Raw genomic sequence first — 20232 nt, forward strand, 5'->3', positions numbered from 1 at the left:
CGAAGGGAAATGTTGAGAAACTTTTGAAGAGGCGTAAAATATCATATTGCTGTACCCGCCGAGTTAACAGACAACTTGCGAGGCGGAATACAAATCTCGCTAAAGCGTCGCAGGCTCAACGTGTTGGCCGCGACATATGGTCAGCATTTCATCAATAAGGAGCCTGCACGTGGCAAATGAATTTCTTTTCACCTCCGAATCTGTTTCCGAGGGTCATCCCGACAAAGTCGCGGACCAGATTTCCGATTCGATCCTCGACGCCATCCTGGCGCAAGACCCCAAGGCACGCGTAGCGGCAGAAACGCTCTGCAATACCGGTCTCGTCGTGCTCGCTGGTGAGATTACCACCACCGCCAACGTCGACTATATCCACGTCGCCCGCGACACCATCAAGCGCATCGGTTACGACAATGCCGACTACGGCATCGACTACAAGAGCTGCGCCGTGCTGGTCGCGTATGACAAGCAATCCCCGGACATCGCGCAGGGCGTGGACGAAGGCAAGGGCCTCGACCTCGACCAGGGCGCGGGCGACCAGGGCCTGATGTTCGGCTACGCCTGCGATGAAACGCCGGAACTGATGCCTGCCGCGATCTATTACTCGCACCGCATCGTCGAGCGCCAGTCGCAACTGCGCAAGGACGGCCGTCTGCCGTGGCTGCGTCCGGACGCGAAATCCCAGGTTACGCTGAAGTACGTCGACGGCGTGCCGGTCGCCATCGACACCGTCGTGCTGTCCACCCAGCACAGCCCGGAGATGGAGCACAAGGCGATCGAGGAAGCAGCCATCGAGGAAATCATCAAGCCGGTAGTGCCGGCCGAGTGGCTGAAGAATACCCGTTACCTGATCAACCCGACCGGCCGTTTCGTCATCGGCGGTCCGCAGGGCGACTGCGGCCTGACCGGCCGCAAGATCATCGTCGACACCTACGGCGGCGCAGCTCCGCACGGTGGCGGCGCTTTCTCCGGCAAGGACCCGTCCAAGGTGGACCGTTCCGCAGCCTATGCTGGCCGCTACGTCGCAAAGAACATCGTCGCCGCCGGCCTGGCCAAGCGCTGCCAGATCCAGGTTTCTTATGCGATTGGCATCGCCAAGCCGACGTCGATCATGGTCACCACCTTCGGTACCGGCGTGGTCAGCGATGAACAACTGGCCGTCCTCGTGCACGAGCTGTTCGACCTGCGTCCGAAGGGCATCGTCCAGATGCTGGACCTGCTGCGTCCGATCTACTCGAAGACCGCTGCGTACGGCCACTTCGGCCGCGAAGAGCCGGAATTCTCGTGGGAGCGTACGGACAAGGCACAGGCGCTGCGCGCCGCTGCCGGACTGTAGTAACACGGCGACGCCTGCATCGGCAGGTGTGGCAAAGCGGGCCTGTTTCGAGTAAGTTCTCGGGCAGGCCCGAATTCATTTTGGATGAAGTTATATCGTGCGATTGATCCGCCTCGCCACTGCGTTGTTTGCCGCGGCAGCTTGCGTTCCCGTGTTTGCCGCTCCGGCCAACGCTGCTCAGCAGGCTGAATGGTGCAAGCGTCTCACACCCCGGCTTCCCGGCGTGAATGTCGCAACCTGTCAGCGAAGCGGGCTCCAGCCCTCCGGCGCGACGTCACGTAATGGTTTTCCCATCCTGATGCGTTCCATTCCGCCGGCGAAGCCCGGAAAGAACGGCGAGCCTGTGCGCGTCCTTCTGCTCGGCGGGATTCACGGCGACGAATTGACCGCAGCAGCCATTGTGTTCGAATGGATGCAGTCGCTGCAGACCCCGGCGGCACAAACCTTCCACTGGCATGTTGCCCCTGTGGTCAATCCGGACGGCCTGATGGCAGCGAAGCCGCAGCGCGTGAACGCCAACGGCGTGGACCTGAATCGCAATTTCCCGACGCCGGGCTGGGAGCAGGATGCCAAGCGCTACTGGATGAAGACGACCGGCAGCGACCCGCGCCGCTTCCCAGGCCAGTCGCCGCTCTCCGAGCCGGAAAGCCGTTGGCTGAATGCGGAAATGGAGCGCTTCAAGCCGCACGTGATCATTTCCGTGCATGCGCCCTTCGGCGTGCTGGATTTCGACGGACCAGCCAAACCGCCCCGTCAGTTCGGGCGGCTCTATTACAGCCGGGTCGGTGTTTACCCCGGCTCGCTCGGTAATTACGGCGGCATGCACAAGAATGTCCCGGTCATCACCATCGAGCTGCCCAACGCGCTGGCCATGCCGCCGAAGGACGAAGTGCAGCGCATCTGGCGGGACATGCTGTCGTGGATCGAACGCAGCGTGCCGGCAGGAAAGACTTCTCCGATCCAGCGCACCTCGAATAAGGCGTTGGTCGATCACTGAAGTTTGTTGAGTTTTGCCTGATTTCCCTGAGTTATAATTCAGGCTCCAAGGAGCGTTGCAGCACGGTTCCCCGCGATCCGTGTCAGGCTTGGATATCTTTTTCGCAACGGCGCTCACGTTACTTTTTTCTAATTTTCCAGGAAAGGAGGGCGTGATGAGCGCCGTTATCTCGAATACTTCCCAGCAGGATTTCTTTGTCGCCGATCTCAGCCTGGCCGATTGGGGCCGCAAGGAGATCAAGATTGCCGAAACGGAAATGCCCGGCCTGATGGCCATCCGTGAGGAATTTGCCGCTTCCCAACCCCTCAAGGGCGCGCGCATCACTGGCTCCCTGCACATGACCATCCAGACCGCCGTGCTGATCCAGACGCTGGAAGCGCTGGGCGCACAGGTGCGTTGGGCATCCTGCAACATCTACTCCACCCAGGATCACGCCGCCGCGGCCATCGCCGACAACGGCACACCGGTGTTCGCGTTCAAGGGCGAGAACCTGGATGAGTACTGGGACTTCACCCACCGCATCTTCGAATGGCCGGACGGCGGCTATTCCAACATGATCCTCGACGACGGCGGCGACGCGACCCTGCTGCTGCACCTCGGCACCCGCGCCGAGAAGGACCTGGGCGTCTTGGCCAATCCCGATTCCGACGAAGCCGTCTGCCTGTTCAATTCCATCAAGAAGAAACTGGCCGAATCGCCGAACTGGTACTCGACCCGCCTGGCACAGGTCAAGGGCGTGACCGAAGAAACCACCACGGGCGTGCACCGCCTGTACCAGATGCACAAGGAAGGCAAGCTGGCTTTCCCGGCCATCAACGTCAACGACTCTGTCACCAAGTCCAAGTTCGACAACCTGTACGGCTGCCGCGAATCGCTGGTTGACGGCATCAAGCGCGCCACCGACGTCATGATCGCCGGGAAAATCGCGATCATTGCCGGCTACGGCGATGTGGGCAAGGGTTCGGCCCAGGCGATGCGCGCCTTGTCGGCGCAAGTATGGGTCACCGAAGTCGATCCGATCTGCGCGCTGCAGGCAGCGATGGAAGGCTATCGCGTCGTCACCATGGACTACGCCGCCGAGCATGGCGACATCTTCGTCACCTGCACCGGCAACTACCATGTGATCACCCACGAGCACATGAAAAAGATGAAGGACCAGGCGATCGTCTGCAACATCGGGCACTTCGACAACGAAATCGAAGTCGCCGCGCTGCGCCAGTACACCTGGGAGAACATCAAGCCGCAGGTCGACCACATCATTTTCCCGGACGGCAAGCGCATCATCCTGCTGGCCGAAGGCCGCCTGGTGAACCTCGGTTGCGGCACCGGCCATCCGTCCTATGTGATGAGCTCTTCCTTCGCCAACCAGACCATCGCGCAGATCGAACTGTTCACCAACACCGCTGCGTATCCGGTCGGCGTGTACACGCTGCCGAAGCACCTGGACGAGAAGGTCGCGCGCCTGCAGCTGAAGAAGCTCAACGCGCAGCTCACCGAGCTGACGGACGAACAGGCCGCCTACATCGGCGTGAAGAAGGAAGGCCCGTACAAGGCTGACCACTACCGTTACTAAGACGGCACATCCTCCGCGCCTGCGGAGGATGCGTCCCCACGAAGCAAGCTCGCCGGACCGCGTGCGATCCGGCGAAATGGAAGGTTGACCCTAGGGAGGAAAACCATGCGCCTGCTTGTCACCTGGCTCATCAATGCCGCGGCCCTGTTTGCATTGCCTTACCTGATGCAATCCGTGCGCGTGGAAAGCTTCACGACCGCACTCGTCGCGGCGCTCGTGCTCGGACTGGTCAACGTGCTGATCCGACCGATCCTGGTGTTGCTGACCTTGCCGGTGACCGTGCTGACGCTCGGCCTGTTCATCTTCGTCATCAACGGACTCCTGTTCTGGGCGGTCGCCAATTTCGTCGGCGGCTTCCAGGTGGCGGGGTTCTGGTCGGCGATGATGGCGGCGCTCCTGTACAGCCTGATTTCGTGGGCCTTGTCTGCCTTGATACTCAAGTAACCATGACACAGAAAAATTTCAGTATCGAGTTTTTCCCGCCGAAGACGCCGGAAGGCGTGGAAAAACTGCGCGCGACGCGCGCGAAACTGGCCGAGCTCAATCCGAAGTACTTTTCGGTGACCTTTGGCGCCGGCGGTTCGACGCAGAAGGGCACGTTGGAAACCGTCCTCGAGATCAAGCGCGAGGGCCACGATGCGGCGCCGCACCTGTCCTGCGTCGGCGGCACGCGCGAGAGCATCCGCGCCATCCTCAACGAGTACAAGTCCAACGGCATTCGCCGGGTCGTCGCCCTGCGCGGCGACCTGCCTAGCGGTTACGGCGGGGCGGGCGAATTCCGCTATGCGAACGAGCTGGTGGAATTCATTCGTGCCGAAACCGGCGACTGGTTCCACATTGAAGTGGCGGCCTATCCGGAAATGCACCCGCAGGCGAAGTCACCTCAGGACGACCTGCAGAATTTCGTGCGCAAGGTGAATGCGGGCGCCAATGCCGCCATCACCCAGTATTTCTACAACGCGGATGCCTACTTCCGCTTTGTCGACGAGGCGCGCAAGGCGGGTGTGAACGTTCCGGTCGTGGCAGGCATCATGCCGATCACGAACTACTCGCAGCTGATGCGCTTTTCGGAGATGTGCGGCGCGGAGATCCCGCGCTGGGTTCGCCTGAAACTGGCAAGTTACGGGGACGACACGGAATCCATCAAGGCATTCGGCCTCGACGTCGTCACCGGGTTGTGCGAGCGTTTGCTGGCGGGCGGCGTGCCCGGCATGCACTTCTACTCGCTGAACCAGGCAGCGGCGACGACGGCGCTCTGGAAGCGGCTGAATCTCTCCGCGGGCTGACAGGAACTACGGCGTTCCTCTTTCTATTTCAGTAATGACGTAGTCCAGCGGAACGTCGTGGGCGTCGGCGTCAAAGCGTGCGCGTGATTGCGCGTAGGCGATGCCGACGGTGACGGGGCGCCCGGCCTGTGCAAGCGTGCGGTCATAGAAGCCGCCGCCATACCCCAGGCGAAACCGCTGTTCGTTGAATCCGACGCAGGGAATCAGTAGCGCGCCCGGTCGCACTTCCTCGCCGGAGGCGGGGATGGCGACGCCGAAGCTGTCCTTGATCATCGCATCGCCCGGTTCCCATGCGAGGAAGCGCAGCGGCGCGTTTCGGTCCACTACGATAGGGAGCGCGAGCCGCGTACCCTGCTCGGCCAGGACGGCATAGCATTCGCGCAAATCCGGCTCGCCCCTGATGGGCCAGTACACGCCGAGAATGCCGGCAGGATGAGCATCGTGCCAAGCGATGACCTGCCGTGCGATGGCGGCATCCATCGCATTTCGAACTTCGGATGTAATCGCTTGTCTGTTCGCAAGCAGCTCGCGCCGCAGGGCGGATTTTTGTGCGGTGTTGTCCGGCATGGTCACATGCTATCCTACAAAACGTAGAGTATTGAAGGTTCGATAGATGTTTCAAATGAAATGGATTGCAGGTATTGCATTCGCCGCCGCCACATCGGTGCTGTTTGCACCGGCTGCGCTGGCGAAAAAGCCTGCTGCCTTTGCCAATGACGACGAGGTCTTCGTGGCGCTACGCGAAGCATCGCGCAATGGCGATGCGCCACGCGCGACGGAACTGGCATCGCGCCTTGGCAATTATGCCATTCCCTCCTATGTCGATTATTTCCGCCTGCGGCCCCGCATCAACGCCGCCGGGGAGCAGGAAATCCGCGACTACCTTTCCCGCTACGACGGCTCCGCGATCGCCGACCGGTTGCGCAACGACTGGCTCCTGGAACTTGGGCGTGCGCGCAACTGGACGCTGTTCGACGAGCAGTATCCGCAGTTCGTCCTGAATGACGACAACCAGGTCAAGTGCTATGCCTTGATGTCGAAGGCGCTCAAGGGCCAGGATGTGAAGGACGATGCACGCGCCGTGCTCGTCAATACCCAGAATTACGGCGAAGCCTGCCCGGCGCTGATCTCGACACTCGTTCAGGCGAACCAGTTCACGCTTGATGATGTGTGGACCTATGCGCGCATGGTCGGCGAATCCGGTTTTGCCAATACCCTGCGCCGAATGGCGCCGGTGACCGAGGCCAACGAGAACGCCCTCGTGCAGGCCTTCGAGAAGCCGGACACGATCCTCGCGCGCGGACCGGGCGGCAACCGCGCCTCCCGAGAAGTGTTCATCCTCGCATTGGGACGCAGCGCAAAGAACGATCCTTCGCGTGCCGTGAACGCCCTGGTCAAGTTCGCCGAGCAGCTCAACGAACGCGAGCGCGAACACGCCTGGGCCCAGATCGCGCTGCAATCCTCCATGAAGCTGGCGCCCGATGCGATCGTCTACTGGCACCGCACGAATGGTACTGTGCTGTCGCCGGACGGTTACCAGTGGAAGGCGCGCGCAGCATTGCGCGCAGGTGAATGGAAGCTGGTGAAATCCACGATCGAGGCGATGCCGCCGTCGCTGCGCAACGACGCGGCATGGATCTACTGGATGGGCCGTGCCCAGCTCGCGGAAGGTAACCAGGAAGAGGCGAAAAAGCTTTTCGGCTCGATCGCCGACCAGACCAATTTCTATGGCCAGCTCGCCCTCGAGGAGCTGGGCAGGAAAGTGACCATCCCGCCGCGCGCCAAGCCGGTGACAACCGAAGAAATCGCGCCGATGGCTGAGAACGCCGGCTTCCGCCGCGCGCTCAAGCTCTTCGACCTGAACATGCGTTTTGAAGGCTACCGCGAATGGAACTGGGAGCTGCGCAAGATGAACGAGCGTCAGCATCTCGCCGCCGCGGAATTCGCGCGTCAGAAGAATGTGCTGGACCGCATGGTCAACACGTCCGACCGCACCAAGTCCGAATTCGATTTCACCCAGCGTTTCCCGACGCCGTTCCGCGATGTCATGCATGCCGCGACCGAAAGGTTGAGCCTCGACATGGCCTGGGTGTATGGATTGATTCGCCAGGAATCGCGCTTCATCATGAATGCGCGCTCACACGTCGGCGCATCCGGCCTCATGCAGATCATGCCGGCCACAGCGCAGTTCGTCGCACGCAAGATCGGCATGGGCAACTTCGCGCAGCACCAGGTCAATGACCTTGGTACGAACATCACGCTGGGTACCAACTACCTGAACATGGTGCTGAATGACCTTGAAGGCTCGCAGGCGCTGGCTACAGCGGCCTACAACGCCGGGCCCGGCCGGCCTCGCGCGTGGCGCTCAACGCTGCCGCGCGCCGTCGAGGGCGCAATCTTTGCCGAGTCGATTCCATTCACGGAGACGCGCGACTATGTGAAGAAGGTGCTTTCCAACGCAACCTATTACGCTGCGTTGTTCGAGGACAAGCCGCAATCCCTGAAGGCGCGCCTGGGAACGGTGGCGCCGAAGGGCTATGTGGCAAGCGATCTTCCCTGACGCGGAACCCGGGGCCAGACAAAGCCGCATCCACCAGGATGCGGCTTTTTTGCTTCTGGCGCGCCGTTGACCGCCGTCATGGTTTCCGGATAATCCGGTCCAAAGAGCAAAGCATGCGTTGAAGACGGCCTCGTGCTGGAGTAAAAAGAACGATGGAGGCGGCGGAGGGAATGCGGCCTTGCTCACATCATCATGGAGGGCAACATGGCATACCGTAACGTCCTGGTCATCGGCGGCACCGGTTTCATCGGCAGCCATATCATCGCGAAACTCGTGGACGCGGACTGCCGCGTGACCGTGCCGACGCGGCGCGAAGGGCGCGCCTCACATTTGCTGCTCCTGCCCGACGTCGAGCAGGTCGCGGAAGCCAATGTCCACGACGACGCAACGCTCGACCGGCTGATGCATGGCCAGGATGCAGTCATCAACCTTGTGGGCATCCTGCATGGAAAGCCGGGCCCGTCCGGTTCGCGCTACGGCCGGGAGTTTGCCAAGGCGCATGTTGAATTGCCTGCGCGGATCGTCAAGGCGTGTGTTCGCAATGGCGTACGGCGCTTGTTGCACATGAGTGCGCTCGGGGCGTCGCCTGACGCGCCGTCAATGTATCTGCGCTCCAAGGCCGACGGCGAGGCAGCCGCGATGTCCGCGCCAGAAGTGGCGACGACAATTTTCCGCCCATCCGTCGTTTTCGGCGACAAGGATCGCTTCCTGAACATGTTCGCATCGCTGCAAAGAATGCTTCCTGTCATGATGCTCGCGGGCGCCGATGCGAAATTCCAGCCGGTGTACGTCGAAGACGTGGCACATGCCTTCGTCAAGGCGTTGCAGGATAACCGCAGCATCGGAAAGGTGTACGAGCTGGCCGGGCCGAAGGTCTACACCCTGCGCCAGCTTGTCCGGCTGGCCGGCGAATATTCCGGACACCGGCGTCCGGTGATCGGCGTGCCGGACGCTTTTGCACGCACGCAAGCCTTTTTCCTGGAGCACATGCCCGGCGGACCGCTGATGAGCAGGGACAACCTCGATTCCATGAAGGTCGATAACGTCCGGCACAGTCCTCTTGCGGAGGAACTGGACATCAAATGGTCTTCCATCGAGGCGATCGCGCCGCACTACCTGCGAGGAAGGTCGCACTACGGAGCGGCAGCGATGTAGGTTTGGCAAAGTCGCGCAAAAGCTTTATCCTCGAATACCGCCCTGCGGCAATAGCCGCCCGTTGCGTCCTGCCTCAAGGGAAAACGGCAGGCCAAGCCGCGGAAAAACAATCGAACAACGGACTGGAAGCATGCAAAGCACAGAACTCGACCCGACCTTGTCGCAAACCCTCAACGCCGCCGAAAAGGCGGGCCTGAAACTGGTCATCGGCAACAAGAACTACTCTTCCTGGTCCATGCGTCCGTGGGTGGTGATGAAGGCTTTCGGCATTCCGTTCGAAGAAGTCCGCGTTGGATTGGGCAAGCCGGAAACTTCCTCCATGATCGCGCAGTATTCCTCCGCGGGCCGTGTCCCGGTGCTGGTCGCAGGGACGACGAGCGTGTGGGATTCGCTGGCGATCTGCGAATACCTGGCCGAGCAGTTCCCCGACAAGGGCTTGTGGCCGCGTGATGTCGAGGCGCGCGCCGTGGCGCGTTCCATTTGCGCGGAGATGCATTCCGGCTTTACCGGCATGCGCACGGCGATGTGGATGAACATCCGCGCCAGCTTCCCCGGCAAGGGGCGCACGCCTGAGGCGCAGGCCGACATCGCGCGTGTCTGCGAGATCTGGGAAGACTGCCTTACGCGCTCGGGGCCGCATCATTTCCTGTTCGGCGATTTCTCGATCGCCGACGCGTATTTCGCACCGGTCGTCATGCGTTTCCGCACCTATGGGGTGTGGCTGCCGCCGGCGGTCCAGGCCTACGTCGACCGCGTCGTTGCCCATCCTGCCGTGGCGCAGTGGATCGATGGCGCGCTCAAGGAAACCGAACGGATGGAGAAGTACGACAGCTATCCGGACTGAACCCAATGAAGACCTATGTCGTCGGCGGCGCCGTGCGCGATGCCCTGTTGGGCCTGCCCGTGCAGGACCACGATCATGTGGTCGTCGGCGCGACGCCGGACGACATGGTGGCGCTGGGTTTCCGGCCAGTGGGCAAGGACTTCCCGGTATTCCTGCATCCCAAGACGAACGAGGAATATGCGCTCGCGCGCACCGAGCGGAAAACCGCGCCCGGGTACAAGGGCTTTGTATTCCACACCTCGCCCGACGTGACGTTGGAGCAGGACCTGGTCCGGCGCGACCTGACGATCAACGCGATGGCGCAGGCCGAAGACGGCAGCATCGTCGATCCGTTCGGCGGGCAGGGCGACCTGCAGGCGCGCGTGTTCCGGCACGTGTCGGATGCCTTCGCGGAAGATCCGGTGCGCATTCTCCGCGTGGCGCGTTTCGCCGCGCGTTTCACCGGATTCAGCGTGGCCCCGGAAACGAACGCCCTCATGCGTTCCATGGTGGAAGCGGGGGAAGTGGACGCGCTCGTGCCGGAACGCGTCTGGCAGGAGCTCTCGCGCGGCCTGATGGAAGTCCAGCCCTCGCGGATGTTCGACGTCCTGCGTGCATGCGGGGCGCTTGCGCGCATCCTGCCCGAACTGGACGTGCTGTGGGGCGTGCCGCAGCCGGAACAACATCATCCCGAGATCGATACCGGCGTGCATGTCATGATGGTGGCGGACTATGCCGCGCGCCAGGGCCTCGACCTGCCCGTTCGCTGCGCCGCATTGATGCATGACCTGGGCAAAGGCGTGACGCCACCGGAGGCATGGCCGAAACACCATGGACACGAAGGGCAGGGCGTGCACCTCGTGGAGCAGGTTTGCATACGTCTGAAGATTCCCAACGACTGCCGCGACCTTGCCGTCATGACAGCGCGCGAGCACGGCAACATTGCGCGCGCTTTCGAGCTGCGCGCCGACACCATCGTCAAGCTGCTCGAACGCTGCGATGCCTTTCGCAAGCCGGCGCGCTTTATCGACATGCTGCACGCCTCCGAGTGCGACCATCGCGGGCGGACAGGCTTCGAAAATCGGGACTATCCGCAGCGGCCCTACCTGGAACAGGCATTGGCCGCAGCGGCTTCCGTCAACGCAGGCGAGATCGCACGCGTACATGTCGATCAGCCGAAGCGCATCCCGGAGGCCGTCCACACAGCGCGCGTCGCGGCAGTGGCGGAGCTTGTCAATCAGGCAAGGCTGCATCCGTAGCGATCCTTGTTGCGGATTTCTCCGCCCCTTCACGATTTGAGACTTGCTTGTCGGGATTCTTGCTATTCTGTAAGAGTGACTCCGACAGCTCCTCCCGTCCGGCCGCCGCGACATGCTTCTGCGGCAAGGGCGCATCGATTCGTCGTTGCGCTAGCGGGGGCTTGTGTTGCCGCAAGCGCAGCCGCGACTCCGCGCATGGACGAACCGATTCGCCCCCTGCCCGAAAAAGCGGATACCGATCCGGCGCGCGTGGCGCTCGGCAAGCGGCTCTTTTTCGATACCCGGTTTTCCCGCGACAACAAGGTCAGCTGCGCGAGTTGCCACGACTTCGCCAAGGGCGGCGCGGATGGCCGGGTTCGGTCACCCGGCGTCGATGGCCGCACCGGTCCGGCCAACTCGCCGACGGTGTTGAATGCGCGCTTCAATTTCCGGCAGCTTTGGAACGGCAAGGCACATTCGCTCGAGGACCAGGTCGACATGGCGATCGCCAATCCTAATGTGTTCGACTCCAGTTGGGACCATGTGCTTGGAAAGCTGGGCAAGGATGCGTCGCTGGTCACGGACTTCAAGAATGCTTATCGCGAGGGCTTGAACAGGCGGAACGTGGTCGATGCGCTGGTGACGTTCGAGCGTTCCCTGGTCACCCCTTCGCGCTTCGATGCCTACCTGCGCGGTAAGGCCGATGCCATCTCGCCTGAGGAAAAGCTGGGGTATGCCAGGTTCAAGAGCTACGGCTGCGTGGCGTGCCATCAAGGCGTCAATGTCGGCGGCAACATGTTCCAGGTGTTTGGCGCCGTACGGCCTTACCTGGGCCAGGACGGCGCGCTGCAGGAATACGATCTCGGGCGCTTTCACGTCACCGGGCGCGAATCCGACAAGTTCGTCTTCAAGGTACCGAGCCTGCGCAACGTGGCCCTGACCGCCCCCTATTTTCACAACGGCTCGGCGCGCACGCTGGAGGATGCGGTCGACGTGATGATCAAGTACCAGCTGGGCCGCACCGCGCCACAGGAAGACAAGGCGTTGATCGTCAAGTTTCTCCATACGCTGACCGGCACGCTGCCGGCGCATGCGCAGCCGGGACCGGCGCAATGAAATCGCCGCGCAGCGCGCCGCTCTGGCTCGGCTTTGCCGCGTTGCTGGCCATCTCCGGTTATCTCTACTACCAGACGCAGGCCATCGACACCGAGATGCAGAACGAGGTCGTGCCGGCACTGCGTGAACTGAAGCAGCTCGACGCCGAGTGGAATACCAACATCCTGCAATCGCGCGTCGGCCTGCACAGCAATTACGACCCGCTCACGACGCCGCTTCCCGCCGTCCGGCAACTGCGCGAACGCCTGGTCCGCGGCATCAGGATGGGGCAGGGCAGCAGTCTCAAGGAAGCAGTGCATGCAATGGAGCAGGCCTTCGCGGACAAGGAAGACCTGGTCGAACAGTTCAAGTCGCAGAACGCCCTCCTGCAAAACTCGTTGCGGTACTTCCCGACCGCGGTCGAGGAATTCAAGGCGCTCGTGCGGCAGCATCGCGGGTCCGGTAGATTGCAGGCAGATATCGATCGCCTGCTGACCGACATCCTGCTCTACAACCTGATGCCGGAAAAGGATCCGGGCGAGCGCATTTCCGCCGCCATCGCCCGTCTCGATGGCGGCCACGCCAGTGTGCCCGAGGCGCTGCAGGAGCAGCACGCCCTGCTGCGCCGGCATGCCCATATCATCCTGCGGCAGCGCGCGGTCGAAGACGCACTCATCGCGCGTATCACCGGCACGCCAACGGCAGGCCGCATCGATACACTGAACATTGCGCTCGATGACGCCTTCCAGGAGATGCTGCACGAGAAGCAGCTTTACCGTCTCTACCTCTTTGTCTATTCCGGCTTCCTGCTGGCTCTGCTGACGTATGCAGCCTGGCGCCTGATGCACAGCTACAAGGTGATCGCGCGCGTCAACCGCAGCCTGCAGGCGGCCAACGAGACACTGGAATTGCGCGTGGCGGAGCGCACGGCGGAACTGGACCGCAAGTCCGCACTGCTGGAAGAGCTGGCAACACACGATACGCTCACAGGCCTCATCAACCGACGCCACCTGCTGTCGCAGATCGAGCAGGCCATGGTGCGCGCCGAGCGGCGAGGCTGGATCGTGGCGCTGATGTTCATCGACCTCGACGGATTCAAGGCGATCAACGACACCTACGGCCATGCCACGGGGGACCGCGCATTGCAGGAGGTTGCGTTGCGGCTGCGGCAGCGGGTGCGCAAGGAGGATGTCATCGCGCGCCTGGGCGGCGACGAGTTCGTGATCCTGATGAACGAGGTTGGCGTTCCTGCCGGCGCTGCGCGGCTCGCCGAGGCAGTGCTGGAAGAGCTTCATGCCATCAGCGATATCGATGGCCAGGCGATACGCCTGTCCGCGAGTATCGGTATCGCCTCCGCAAGTGGTGCCGCAACAACGCTCCCTTCTGCGCAAACCCTGCTCGGCCAGGCGGACCAGGCCATGTACCGCGCCAAGCAGCAGGGCAAAGGCTGCTATTGCTTCAGCGATGAATGCGTGTGGCCGGCAGAGACAGACAGTATCGGATGAAACCGGTGCGCGCTTGTGATTTTTGAAATTTTCCCTTTAGAAATCAACTAGTTGGCCATGTTATTTTGGAGTACTATTGCTAATTGGCAATAGAGACATTGTCTGTAGGAATTTCCCCTGCAGTCATACCCCAAAAGAAATTTTCAAAGGCGCAGGTGCCGCCGAAGGAAAACGACATGCGTACCAACATCTTGCCCGTGCAGCATGCTGTCGACATCGACCAGGGAGGGCGCACTACCGCCCCTGGCCATGCAGTTGAAGTGGCCGATCTGCTGGTTGCCTACCTTGAGCAGATCGGTGTCGAATATGTGTTCGGCGTTCCAGGCGGCGCCATCGAACCCCTTTACAACGCACTTGCCAGGAGCCAGCGGCGTGGAGGCATCCGCCACATCCTGGCCCGCCACGAGGCCGGCGCCGCTTTCATGGCGGACGGCTATGCGCGCGAGACGGGCAACATTGGCGTCTGCTGTTCCACGTCAGGACCCGGTGCAACCAACCTGATCACGGGCGTGGCCGGCGCCTACGACAACAACATTCCCATGTTGGTCATTACGGGCCAGCCCGCCTTGCCGGCGTTCGGCAAGCATCCCTTGCAGGAGTCGGCCTGCACCGGCGTCAATGTGCTCGGCATGTTCCGCCACTGCACGCGTTACAACTCCCTGATTTCGCATCCCAAGCAACTCGAGCCGAAGCTGATTGCAGCGCTGCAGCGGGCAACGCGCACGCCATGCGGTCCGGTACATCTCACCGTGCCCGTCGACGTGTTCCGCAGTCCCGGCATGCCGGCGGCGCCATCCTATGACTTGCGGCAATTGCTGGCACCCTCATCGATGATTGATGACGATGCCGTCGATACGCTTTACCGCATGATTGCGGACGCGAAGAAAGTGGTCCTGCTGATCGGCGGCTGGTGCGGCGAGGCGGCCGGTTCGATCCTGCAGTTCGCGGCATTGAAAGGGGCGACCTTCGTGACCACGCCCGACGGCAAGGGGCTGGTGAGTCCGCATCATCCCCTGTTCCGAGGCGTCTTTGGTTTCGGCGGACATCTTTCGGCCGATGCCGCGCTGCGCGACGAATCGGTCGACCTGATCCTTGCCATCGGCGCGAGCATGGGCGAATGGAATAGCGGCGGCTGGAGCGACAGCATCCTGAACGAACGCCTGGTGCATATCGACGAGTCGGAAGACAATCTGGCGCGTACGCCGATGGCGCGACTGCATGTCCGCGGCCGCATCCTGTCGGTGTTCAAGCGCCTCGTCGAACGGCTGCACGACGAAGAAAAGCACGCCTCCTACGAGATCGAGCGCCGCCGCGTATCGCGCGAAGTCAAGGGCAAGGTGTCCGATCCCGACACCATGCTGTCGGATATGGACAAATACCTCAGCGACGCCACGCCGATCAAGCCGCAAAGGTTGATGCGCGAACTTGGCCTGTTGTTCCCGCCGACAACGCGCTTCCTCGCCGATACCGGCAACAGCGTGTCATGGGCCACGCACTACCTGCATCCGCGCGACCGCCGCGTCGGTGAGCGCCGGCTGCTGGGCGGCGAGCGCAAGCGCACCGCGGGGCGGCGCCGTACCTCGGGCGGCTGGCTGCGCGTGACCATGAATTTCGCTCCCATGGGCTGGGCGATCGGTGGCGCAGTGGGAACCGCTGCCGCCAATCCGGACATGCCGGTCGTCTGCATCACGGGTGATGGCAGCCTGCTGATGAACGGGCAGGAGATTTCCGTCGCGGTCGCCGAGCAGCAGACGATCGTCTTCGTCGTGCTGAACGACCGGGCGCTCGGGATGGTCAAGCACGGCCAGCGTCTGGCCAAGGCGGAGCAGATCGGATGCACTCTGCCGCCCACCGATTTTGCGGCGCTGGGTCGTGCACTTGGCGCGCAGGCGTTTACAATCCGGTCACCCGAAGACATGGCAACACTGGATATCGACGCGATCTGTGCGCGCAAGGGACCGACAGTCCTCGATGTGCATGTTGATCCCGAGGAGGTGCCGCCGATGAATGTCCGCATGCGGGTGCTGGCGAACAATCTTTGAAGACTGATCCTGTGGACAAACTAAAGGGCAAGACAGTACTGATTACCGGCGGCACCAGCGGAATTGGACTGGCATCGGCAAAGCTGTTCCTGAATGAAGGGGCGCGTGTGGCGATCACCGGACGTGACCCCGAAGGATTGGCCGCGGCACAACAGGCGCTGGGCCCCGATGCCCTGGTGATTCGCAGCGACGTCAGGGACCTCGATGCGATCGACGCCGCGATCCTCCAGGTGCAAGAGCGCTTCGACCGGCTCGACGTCCTTTTTGTGAATGCAGGCGTTGCAAAGGCATCGCCGTTGGCCACAGTGACCGAGTCGCATTACGACGAGCTTGCGGAGATCAATCTCAAGGGCGCGTTCTTCACGATCCAGAAGGCCTTGCCGATCCTGTCCCGTCCGGCATCCATTATCGTCACCACCTCGATCAGCGGCCGCATTGCAACGCCCCATTTCTCCCTCTACGGGGCGACCAAGGCGGCGCTTTCTTCTCTGGTGAAGTCGCTGAGTCTCGTGCTCGCCGAAAGCGGGATACGTATCAATGCGATCTGTCCGGGGCCTGTCGCCACACCCATCTTCGACAGGTTCGGACTTCCCGAGGACATGCTGAAGGCGAAAAAGCAGGAAATCGAAGTCAAATCACCAATGAAACGGTTCGGCAGTCCGGACGAGATTGCCAGGATCGCATTGGTCCTCGCCTCCGACGATTCGTCTTATATGACGGGAGAAGAAATTGTTGTTGACGGCGGCATGAGTCTCACTTGAGAAAGGGAAGCGAATGAGCGGCGATTTTGTGCCGGTTGATGTCATCCATACGCGAATCTGGAAGGAAGAGCCGGAAGCGGACAATCCCTTCGCAGCGAAGGCAGCCTATTGTTTCGGGTACGACGTGTTCGGACAAATGCTTGGCAATGCCCGTTGGGTGGAGATGCTCTACCTGCTGTTTCGCGGCGAGGCGCCCTCGACGCAGCAAGCCGATCTGCTCGAGGCCGTTGCCGTGGCAATGGCCAATCCCGGGCCGCGGGATCCCTCGGTGCACGCGGCGATGTGTGCGGGCGTATGCGGTTCCACCGCTGCCTCAACGCTGGTGGCAGCACTTGCGGCCGGCGCCGGAGGACTCTCTGGCGGGCGCGAAGTGCTGCTCGCGCTTCGCGCCTGGCAGGAATACGGTACGGACCTTCAGGCCTGGGAGTCGGTTCTGAAAAGTGAACCCGCACGCACGCTGGATATCTGGCCCGACCTGGAACATCAGCCAGGGTTCGAGCCGCATGGTATCCGCAGGAGTGAAGTGGTTGACAGGGCCATGGCATGCTTCGCCCGTCTCAGTCCCGGCCTGCATTTGTCCTGGCTGGCTTCGAATGCGGATGCGCTGGAGCGCGCGGCGGGCCGGCCGCTCAGTCTGACTGGTATCGCTGCCGCTGCCTATCATGACCTTGGATTCTCGCCGGAGGCGAGCGAAATGTTGCACTTGCTGCTTCGCCTTCCCGGGGCTGCGGCGCATGCGCTTGAGCAGCAGGGATACGGTTTCAGGAAGTTTCCGTTCTTTTCCATTGACGTTGAAAACGATCCGGCAAAGGAGAAAGCATGAGCGGCCCGGAAATCCTGAAGCAAAACGTCGGTACCCTGCGGACGAAAATGGGCGCGTTCTGGGCCGGTAGCCGGGCGGTATTCCGGGGATATGACCTGCATGCCGATCTCCGGCACATGGATTGGGTGGAGCTTTATCTTTTCGGTGTCACCGGAAAGCGCTTCACACCGGAACAAATGAAGCTCCTGCACGGCATCCTGGTCTACACCAGCTATCCGGATGCCCGACTTTGGAACAATCGCGTCGCTGCCATGGCAGGCACGGCAAGGAGTACGCCGGGCCTGGCGATTTCGGCCGGGATGGCCGTGTCGGAAGCGTCGATCTACGGCGGATATCCCGGCGTGCGCGCCATCGATTTCTTCCTGCGCGCGCAACAGCATGTCAGCTCGGGCGGCAACCTGGCGGATTTCGTCAAGCAGGAAGGGAAGATTTTCGGCTACGGCCGGCCCACTCCCGAGACGACGGATGAACGCTTGCCGTGGCTTGAGCGGCTCGCGCACGAGTTGGGGCTTGACCAAGGGCCCCACTTCAGGATCGCCAAGGAGGTGGAGCGGATGCTGACGGCGCGGCACGCGCGCCTGCGCATGAATTACGCGGCCATGACGTCTTCCCTCTGTGCCGATATGGGGTTCACGAAAGCCGACTTTCAGGTATTCCGTGTGCCCCTGTTTGTTGCGGGCATGCCTCCGTGTTATCTGGAAGCGACAGAAAAGCCTGAAGGCACTGTTTTTCCGGTACCATGCGACGGAGTCAAGTATGAGGGACCGCCCGTACGTCAATGGCGATCTGAATAAGCTGTCTGGTTGTTCGTAGGGATGTCGAAAGCCGAATAATAAAGGGTGTCATGCACCAGGGAACGCGACCCCTTCCCTGGTGCATGGCTCCCTCAAAAGATCGACAGGGGAGCGCAAGAATGCGAACGATGATACCGAAGACAATCTGTCTGTCCATTGCCATGGCATGGGCCTGTACGGCGCATGCCGAGTTCAATGACGAGGAAGACCTGGCGTCGATCTACGGCGACAAGTTCACCGTCTCGATCGCAACGGGCTCGCAGCAGCACATCCGGCGAGCGCCGGCGGTCGCGACGGTCATTACGGCGGAAGACATCGTCGCCATCGGCGCAGTCGACCTTGACGAAGTCCTGGAAACCGTGCCCGGCCTGCACGTCAACCGCAGCGCCAATTTCAACTCCCCCCTCTATACCATGCGCGGTGTGATGAGCCAGTTTACGCCGCAGGTGCTGATGCTTCAGAACGGCATTCCCGTGACGACGCTTTTCATCGGCAACAAGGGCAACCTGTGGGGCGGCCTGCCGCTGGAAAACGTGGCCAGGATCGAGGTGATCCGCGGTCCCGGGTCGGCGCTCTATGGCTCGGACGCGTTCTCCGGGGTCGTCAATATCATTACCAAAACCGCCGCGGATACCCAGGGAACCAGCATGGGGGTGCGGGCGGGGTCATTCAATACTCGGGATGCCTGGCTGCTGCATGGCGGGAGCGCGGGGCCGGTCGAGATCGCTGCCTACCTCAGGGCCGGAAGCACGGATGGCTTCAAGAGACTGATTGCCGCAGACGCCGCATCCCGCAACGACCGTGCCTTCGGAACCAACGCCAGCCTTGCGCCGGGATTCACGAACAACCAGCAGGACGCGCTCGACGGAAGCCTTGACCTCTCTTACCAGAAGTGGCGCTGGCGCAGCAGTTACAAGTTGCGGGACGATATGGGCACAGGCATCGGTGTCGGTTCGGCACTCGATCCTGTCGGCCGCGGCAAGAGCGAGCGCATCATGTCCGATCTTTCGTGGACGGATCCCCAGGTCGCGTCATCATCATGGGCGACAAATGTGACCCTGAGTTACATGGGATACAAGCAGCGCTTTCCTGTGCCTGCCGTTCTGTTCCCGCCGGGCGTGACCTTTCCCACGGGGACCTTCGTCAACGGGATGATCGGCGCTCCCGAGACGTCCGAGCGTCAATACCGGTTGTCGGCATCCGCCACGTATCACGGATTCAAGTACCACAGCCTGCGATTCGGCCTCGGCTATGAGGACCTGGACCTGTATGCAACACGGGAAATCAAGAATTTCATTTTCAGTCCGGCCGGCGTTCCGGTACCGGACGGGGCCGTCAGGGATTACACCGCGATTGCGCCATTCCTGACGCCGCACCGCCGCACCGTGAAGTATCTGTATGCCCAGGATGAATGGCGACTCGCCGACGACTGGGCATTGACCGCGGGCGTCCGTCACGACAGGTATTCCGATTTCGGCAGTACGACCAACCCTCGCCTGGCCCTGGTGTGGGATGCCTCGCTCGAGCTCACCGCCAAGCTGTTGTATGGCCGCGCATTCCGTGCGCCGTCGTTCAACGAGGAGTACAGCATCAATAATCCGGTTGCACGCGGCAACAGCAACTTGCAACCGGAAACCAACAAAACGATCGAAGCCGCGTTTTCATGGCAGGCGCGGAAGGATACGCAGGTCAACCTGAACTTCTTCCGCTACGACATGCAGGACATCATCCGCACGGTTCCCAATGCCGTGCCCGGAACAGGTGCAACGTACAACAATACCGGTAGCCAGCATGGCTCGGGAATGGAACTCGAAGCAATGTGGGATGTGAGCCGCAGCGTCCGGCTGACCGGTAACTACTCATACCAGAAGTCCGTCGACGAACTGACGGGCCGAGACGCCGGTTATGCCCCGCATCATCGTGTTTATCTGCGGGCGGATTGGCGCTACGCGAGCGGGTGGCTTTTCAGCTCACAGATGAACCGCGTCATGGACCGCGAGCGTACGGCTGGCGACACCAGGCCTCCTGTCCCCGATTACACGACGGTGGACCTCACTGCGCGCACTCACTCGGGCAGTGGACAATGGTCGATCGCCGCGTCGGTACGAAACCTGTTCAACGCCATGGTGCTGGAGCCATCCCTTGCACCGGGAACCATACCGAATGACTTGCCGATGGCACCGCGCGCCTTCTGGGTACAACTCGCCTACCGGATGTAATTTCACGCAACCTCTCAGCGAAACGGTT

At 61.8% G+C, this 20232-nt stretch carries 17 protein-coding genes and 1 riboswitch; of the genes, 16 read left to right on the forward strand and 1 reads right to left on the reverse strand.

Going from position 1 to position 20232, the window contains the following annotated elements:
• Nucleotides 1-169: 169 nt before the first annotated feature.
• The 5 genes from metK to metF all read left to right on the forward strand — a co-directional run bounded on the left by metK (nucleotide 170) and on the right by metF (nucleotide 5189).
• On the forward strand, nucleotides 170-1333 hold the full coding sequence (gene metK, locus ACNOHI_RS01830; RefSeq protein WP_420472920.1) for a methionine adenosyltransferase: 1164 nt from the start codon (nucleotides 170-172) through the stop codon (nucleotides 1331-1333).
• A 97-nt stretch (nucleotides 1334-1430) separates the two neighbouring features.
• Nucleotides 1431-2330 carry a M14 family murein peptide amidase A gene (locus tag ACNOHI_RS01835; RefSeq protein ID WP_420472921.1) on the forward strand — a complete coding sequence of 300 codons (900 nt, stop codon included), beginning with the start codon at nucleotides 1431-1433 and terminating at the stop codon, nucleotides 2328-2330.
• A gap of 43 nt (nucleotides 2331-2373) precedes the next feature.
• Nucleotides 2374-2452, forward strand: a riboswitch (S-adenosyl-L-homocysteine riboswitch).
• Between the two features lie 32 nt (nucleotides 2453-2484).
• Nucleotides 2485-3903, forward strand: a complete 1419-nt coding sequence (ahcY, locus tag ACNOHI_RS01840) for an adenosylhomocysteinase (protein ID WP_420472922.1) — start codon at nucleotides 2485-2487, stop codon at nucleotides 3901-3903.
• Nucleotides 3904-4008: 105 nt separating this feature from the next.
• Nucleotides 4009-4347 carry a phage holin family protein gene (locus tag ACNOHI_RS01845; RefSeq protein ID WP_420472923.1) on the forward strand — a complete coding sequence of 113 codons (339 nt, stop codon included), beginning with the start codon at nucleotides 4009-4011 and terminating at the stop codon, nucleotides 4345-4347.
• Between the two features lie 2 nt (nucleotides 4348-4349).
• The gene (metF, locus tag ACNOHI_RS01850; RefSeq protein WP_420472924.1) at nucleotides 4350-5189 is read left to right on the forward strand and encodes a methylenetetrahydrofolate reductase [NAD(P)H]; all 840 of its coding nucleotides are present in this window, start codon (nucleotides 4350-4352) and stop codon (nucleotides 5187-5189) included.
• A gap of 6 nt (nucleotides 5190-5195) precedes the next feature.
• Here metF and ACNOHI_RS01855 read toward each other — a convergent pair whose 3' ends face one another.
• Complete coding sequence (locus ACNOHI_RS01855; RefSeq protein WP_420472925.1) at nucleotides 5196-5756, reverse strand: 5-formyltetrahydrofolate cyclo-ligase; 561 nt, start codon at nucleotides 5754-5756, stop codon at nucleotides 5196-5198.
• Nucleotides 5757-5802: 46 nt separating this feature from the next.
• Here ACNOHI_RS01855 and ACNOHI_RS01860 point away from each other — a divergent pair, with 46 nt between their 5' ends.
• The 11 genes from ACNOHI_RS01860 to ACNOHI_RS01910 all read left to right on the forward strand — a co-directional run bounded on the left by ACNOHI_RS01860 (nucleotide 5803) and on the right by ACNOHI_RS01910 (nucleotide 20204).
• On the forward strand, nucleotides 5803-7749 hold the full coding sequence (locus ACNOHI_RS01860; protein WP_420472926.1) for a transglycosylase SLT domain-containing protein: 1947 nt from the start codon (nucleotides 5803-5805) through the stop codon (nucleotides 7747-7749).
• A gap of 204 nt (nucleotides 7750-7953) precedes the next feature.
• Nucleotides 7954-8904 (forward strand): complex I NDUFA9 subunit family protein, encoded by a 951-nt coding sequence (locus tag ACNOHI_RS01865; RefSeq protein ID WP_420472927.1) that lies wholly within the window; start codon nucleotides 7954-7956, stop codon nucleotides 8902-8904.
• 130 nt (nucleotides 8905-9034) lie between these two features.
• On the forward strand, nucleotides 9035-9748 hold the full coding sequence (locus ACNOHI_RS01870) for a glutathione S-transferase family protein (protein ID WP_420472928.1): 714 nt from the start codon (nucleotides 9035-9037) through the stop codon (nucleotides 9746-9748).
• A gap of 5 nt (nucleotides 9749-9753) precedes the next feature.
• Nucleotides 9754-10986: a multifunctional CCA addition/repair protein gene (locus ACNOHI_RS01875; protein ID WP_420472929.1), complete on the forward strand. Its 1233-nt coding sequence runs from the start codon at nucleotides 9754-9756 to the stop codon at nucleotides 10984-10986.
• Nucleotides 10987-11181: 195 nt separating this feature from the next.
• Nucleotides 11182-12081 carry a cytochrome-c peroxidase gene (locus ACNOHI_RS01880; RefSeq protein WP_420472930.1) on the forward strand — a complete coding sequence of 300 codons (900 nt, stop codon included), beginning with the start codon at nucleotides 11182-11184 and terminating at the stop codon, nucleotides 12079-12081.
• Nucleotides 12078-13565, forward strand: coding sequence for a DAHL domain-containing protein (locus ACNOHI_RS01885; RefSeq protein ID WP_420472931.1), 1488 nt, complete (start codon nucleotides 12078-12080; stop codon nucleotides 13563-13565). Before ACNOHI_RS01880 ends, ACNOHI_RS01885 begins: the two co-directional genes overlap by 4 nt.
• A 176-nt stretch (nucleotides 13566-13741) precedes the next feature.
• Nucleotides 13742-15607 (forward strand): thiamine pyrophosphate-binding protein, encoded by a 1866-nt coding sequence (locus tag ACNOHI_RS01890; protein WP_420472932.1) that lies wholly within the window; start codon nucleotides 13742-13744, stop codon nucleotides 15605-15607.
• A gap of 11 nt (nucleotides 15608-15618) precedes the next feature.
• Nucleotides 15619-16368: an SDR family oxidoreductase gene (locus ACNOHI_RS01895; protein WP_420472933.1), complete on the forward strand. Its 750-nt coding sequence runs from the start codon at nucleotides 15619-15621 to the stop codon at nucleotides 16366-16368.
• Nucleotides 16369-16381: 13 nt separating this feature from the next.
• Nucleotides 16382-17191 carry a citryl-CoA lyase gene (locus ACNOHI_RS01900; protein WP_420472934.1) on the forward strand — a complete coding sequence of 270 codons (810 nt, stop codon included), beginning with the start codon at nucleotides 16382-16384 and terminating at the stop codon, nucleotides 17189-17191.
• The gene (locus ACNOHI_RS01905) at nucleotides 17188-17985 is read left to right on the forward strand and encodes a citrate/2-methylcitrate synthase (protein ID WP_420472935.1); all 798 of its coding nucleotides are present in this window, start codon (nucleotides 17188-17190) and stop codon (nucleotides 17983-17985) included. Before ACNOHI_RS01900 ends, ACNOHI_RS01905 begins: the two co-directional genes overlap by 4 nt.
• Nucleotides 17986-18104: 119 nt before the next feature.
• Nucleotides 18105-20204 (forward strand): TonB-dependent receptor plug domain-containing protein, encoded by a 2100-nt coding sequence (locus tag ACNOHI_RS01910; RefSeq protein WP_420472936.1) that lies wholly within the window; start codon nucleotides 18105-18107, stop codon nucleotides 20202-20204.
• The last annotated feature ends 28 nt before the right edge of the window (nucleotides 20205-20232 follow it).

The organism is Noviherbaspirillum sp. ST9, assembly GCF_048799745.1.
In the GTDB taxonomy this organism is placed as follows: Bacteria; Pseudomonadota; Gammaproteobacteria; order Burkholderiales; family Burkholderiaceae_D; genus Noviherbaspirillum.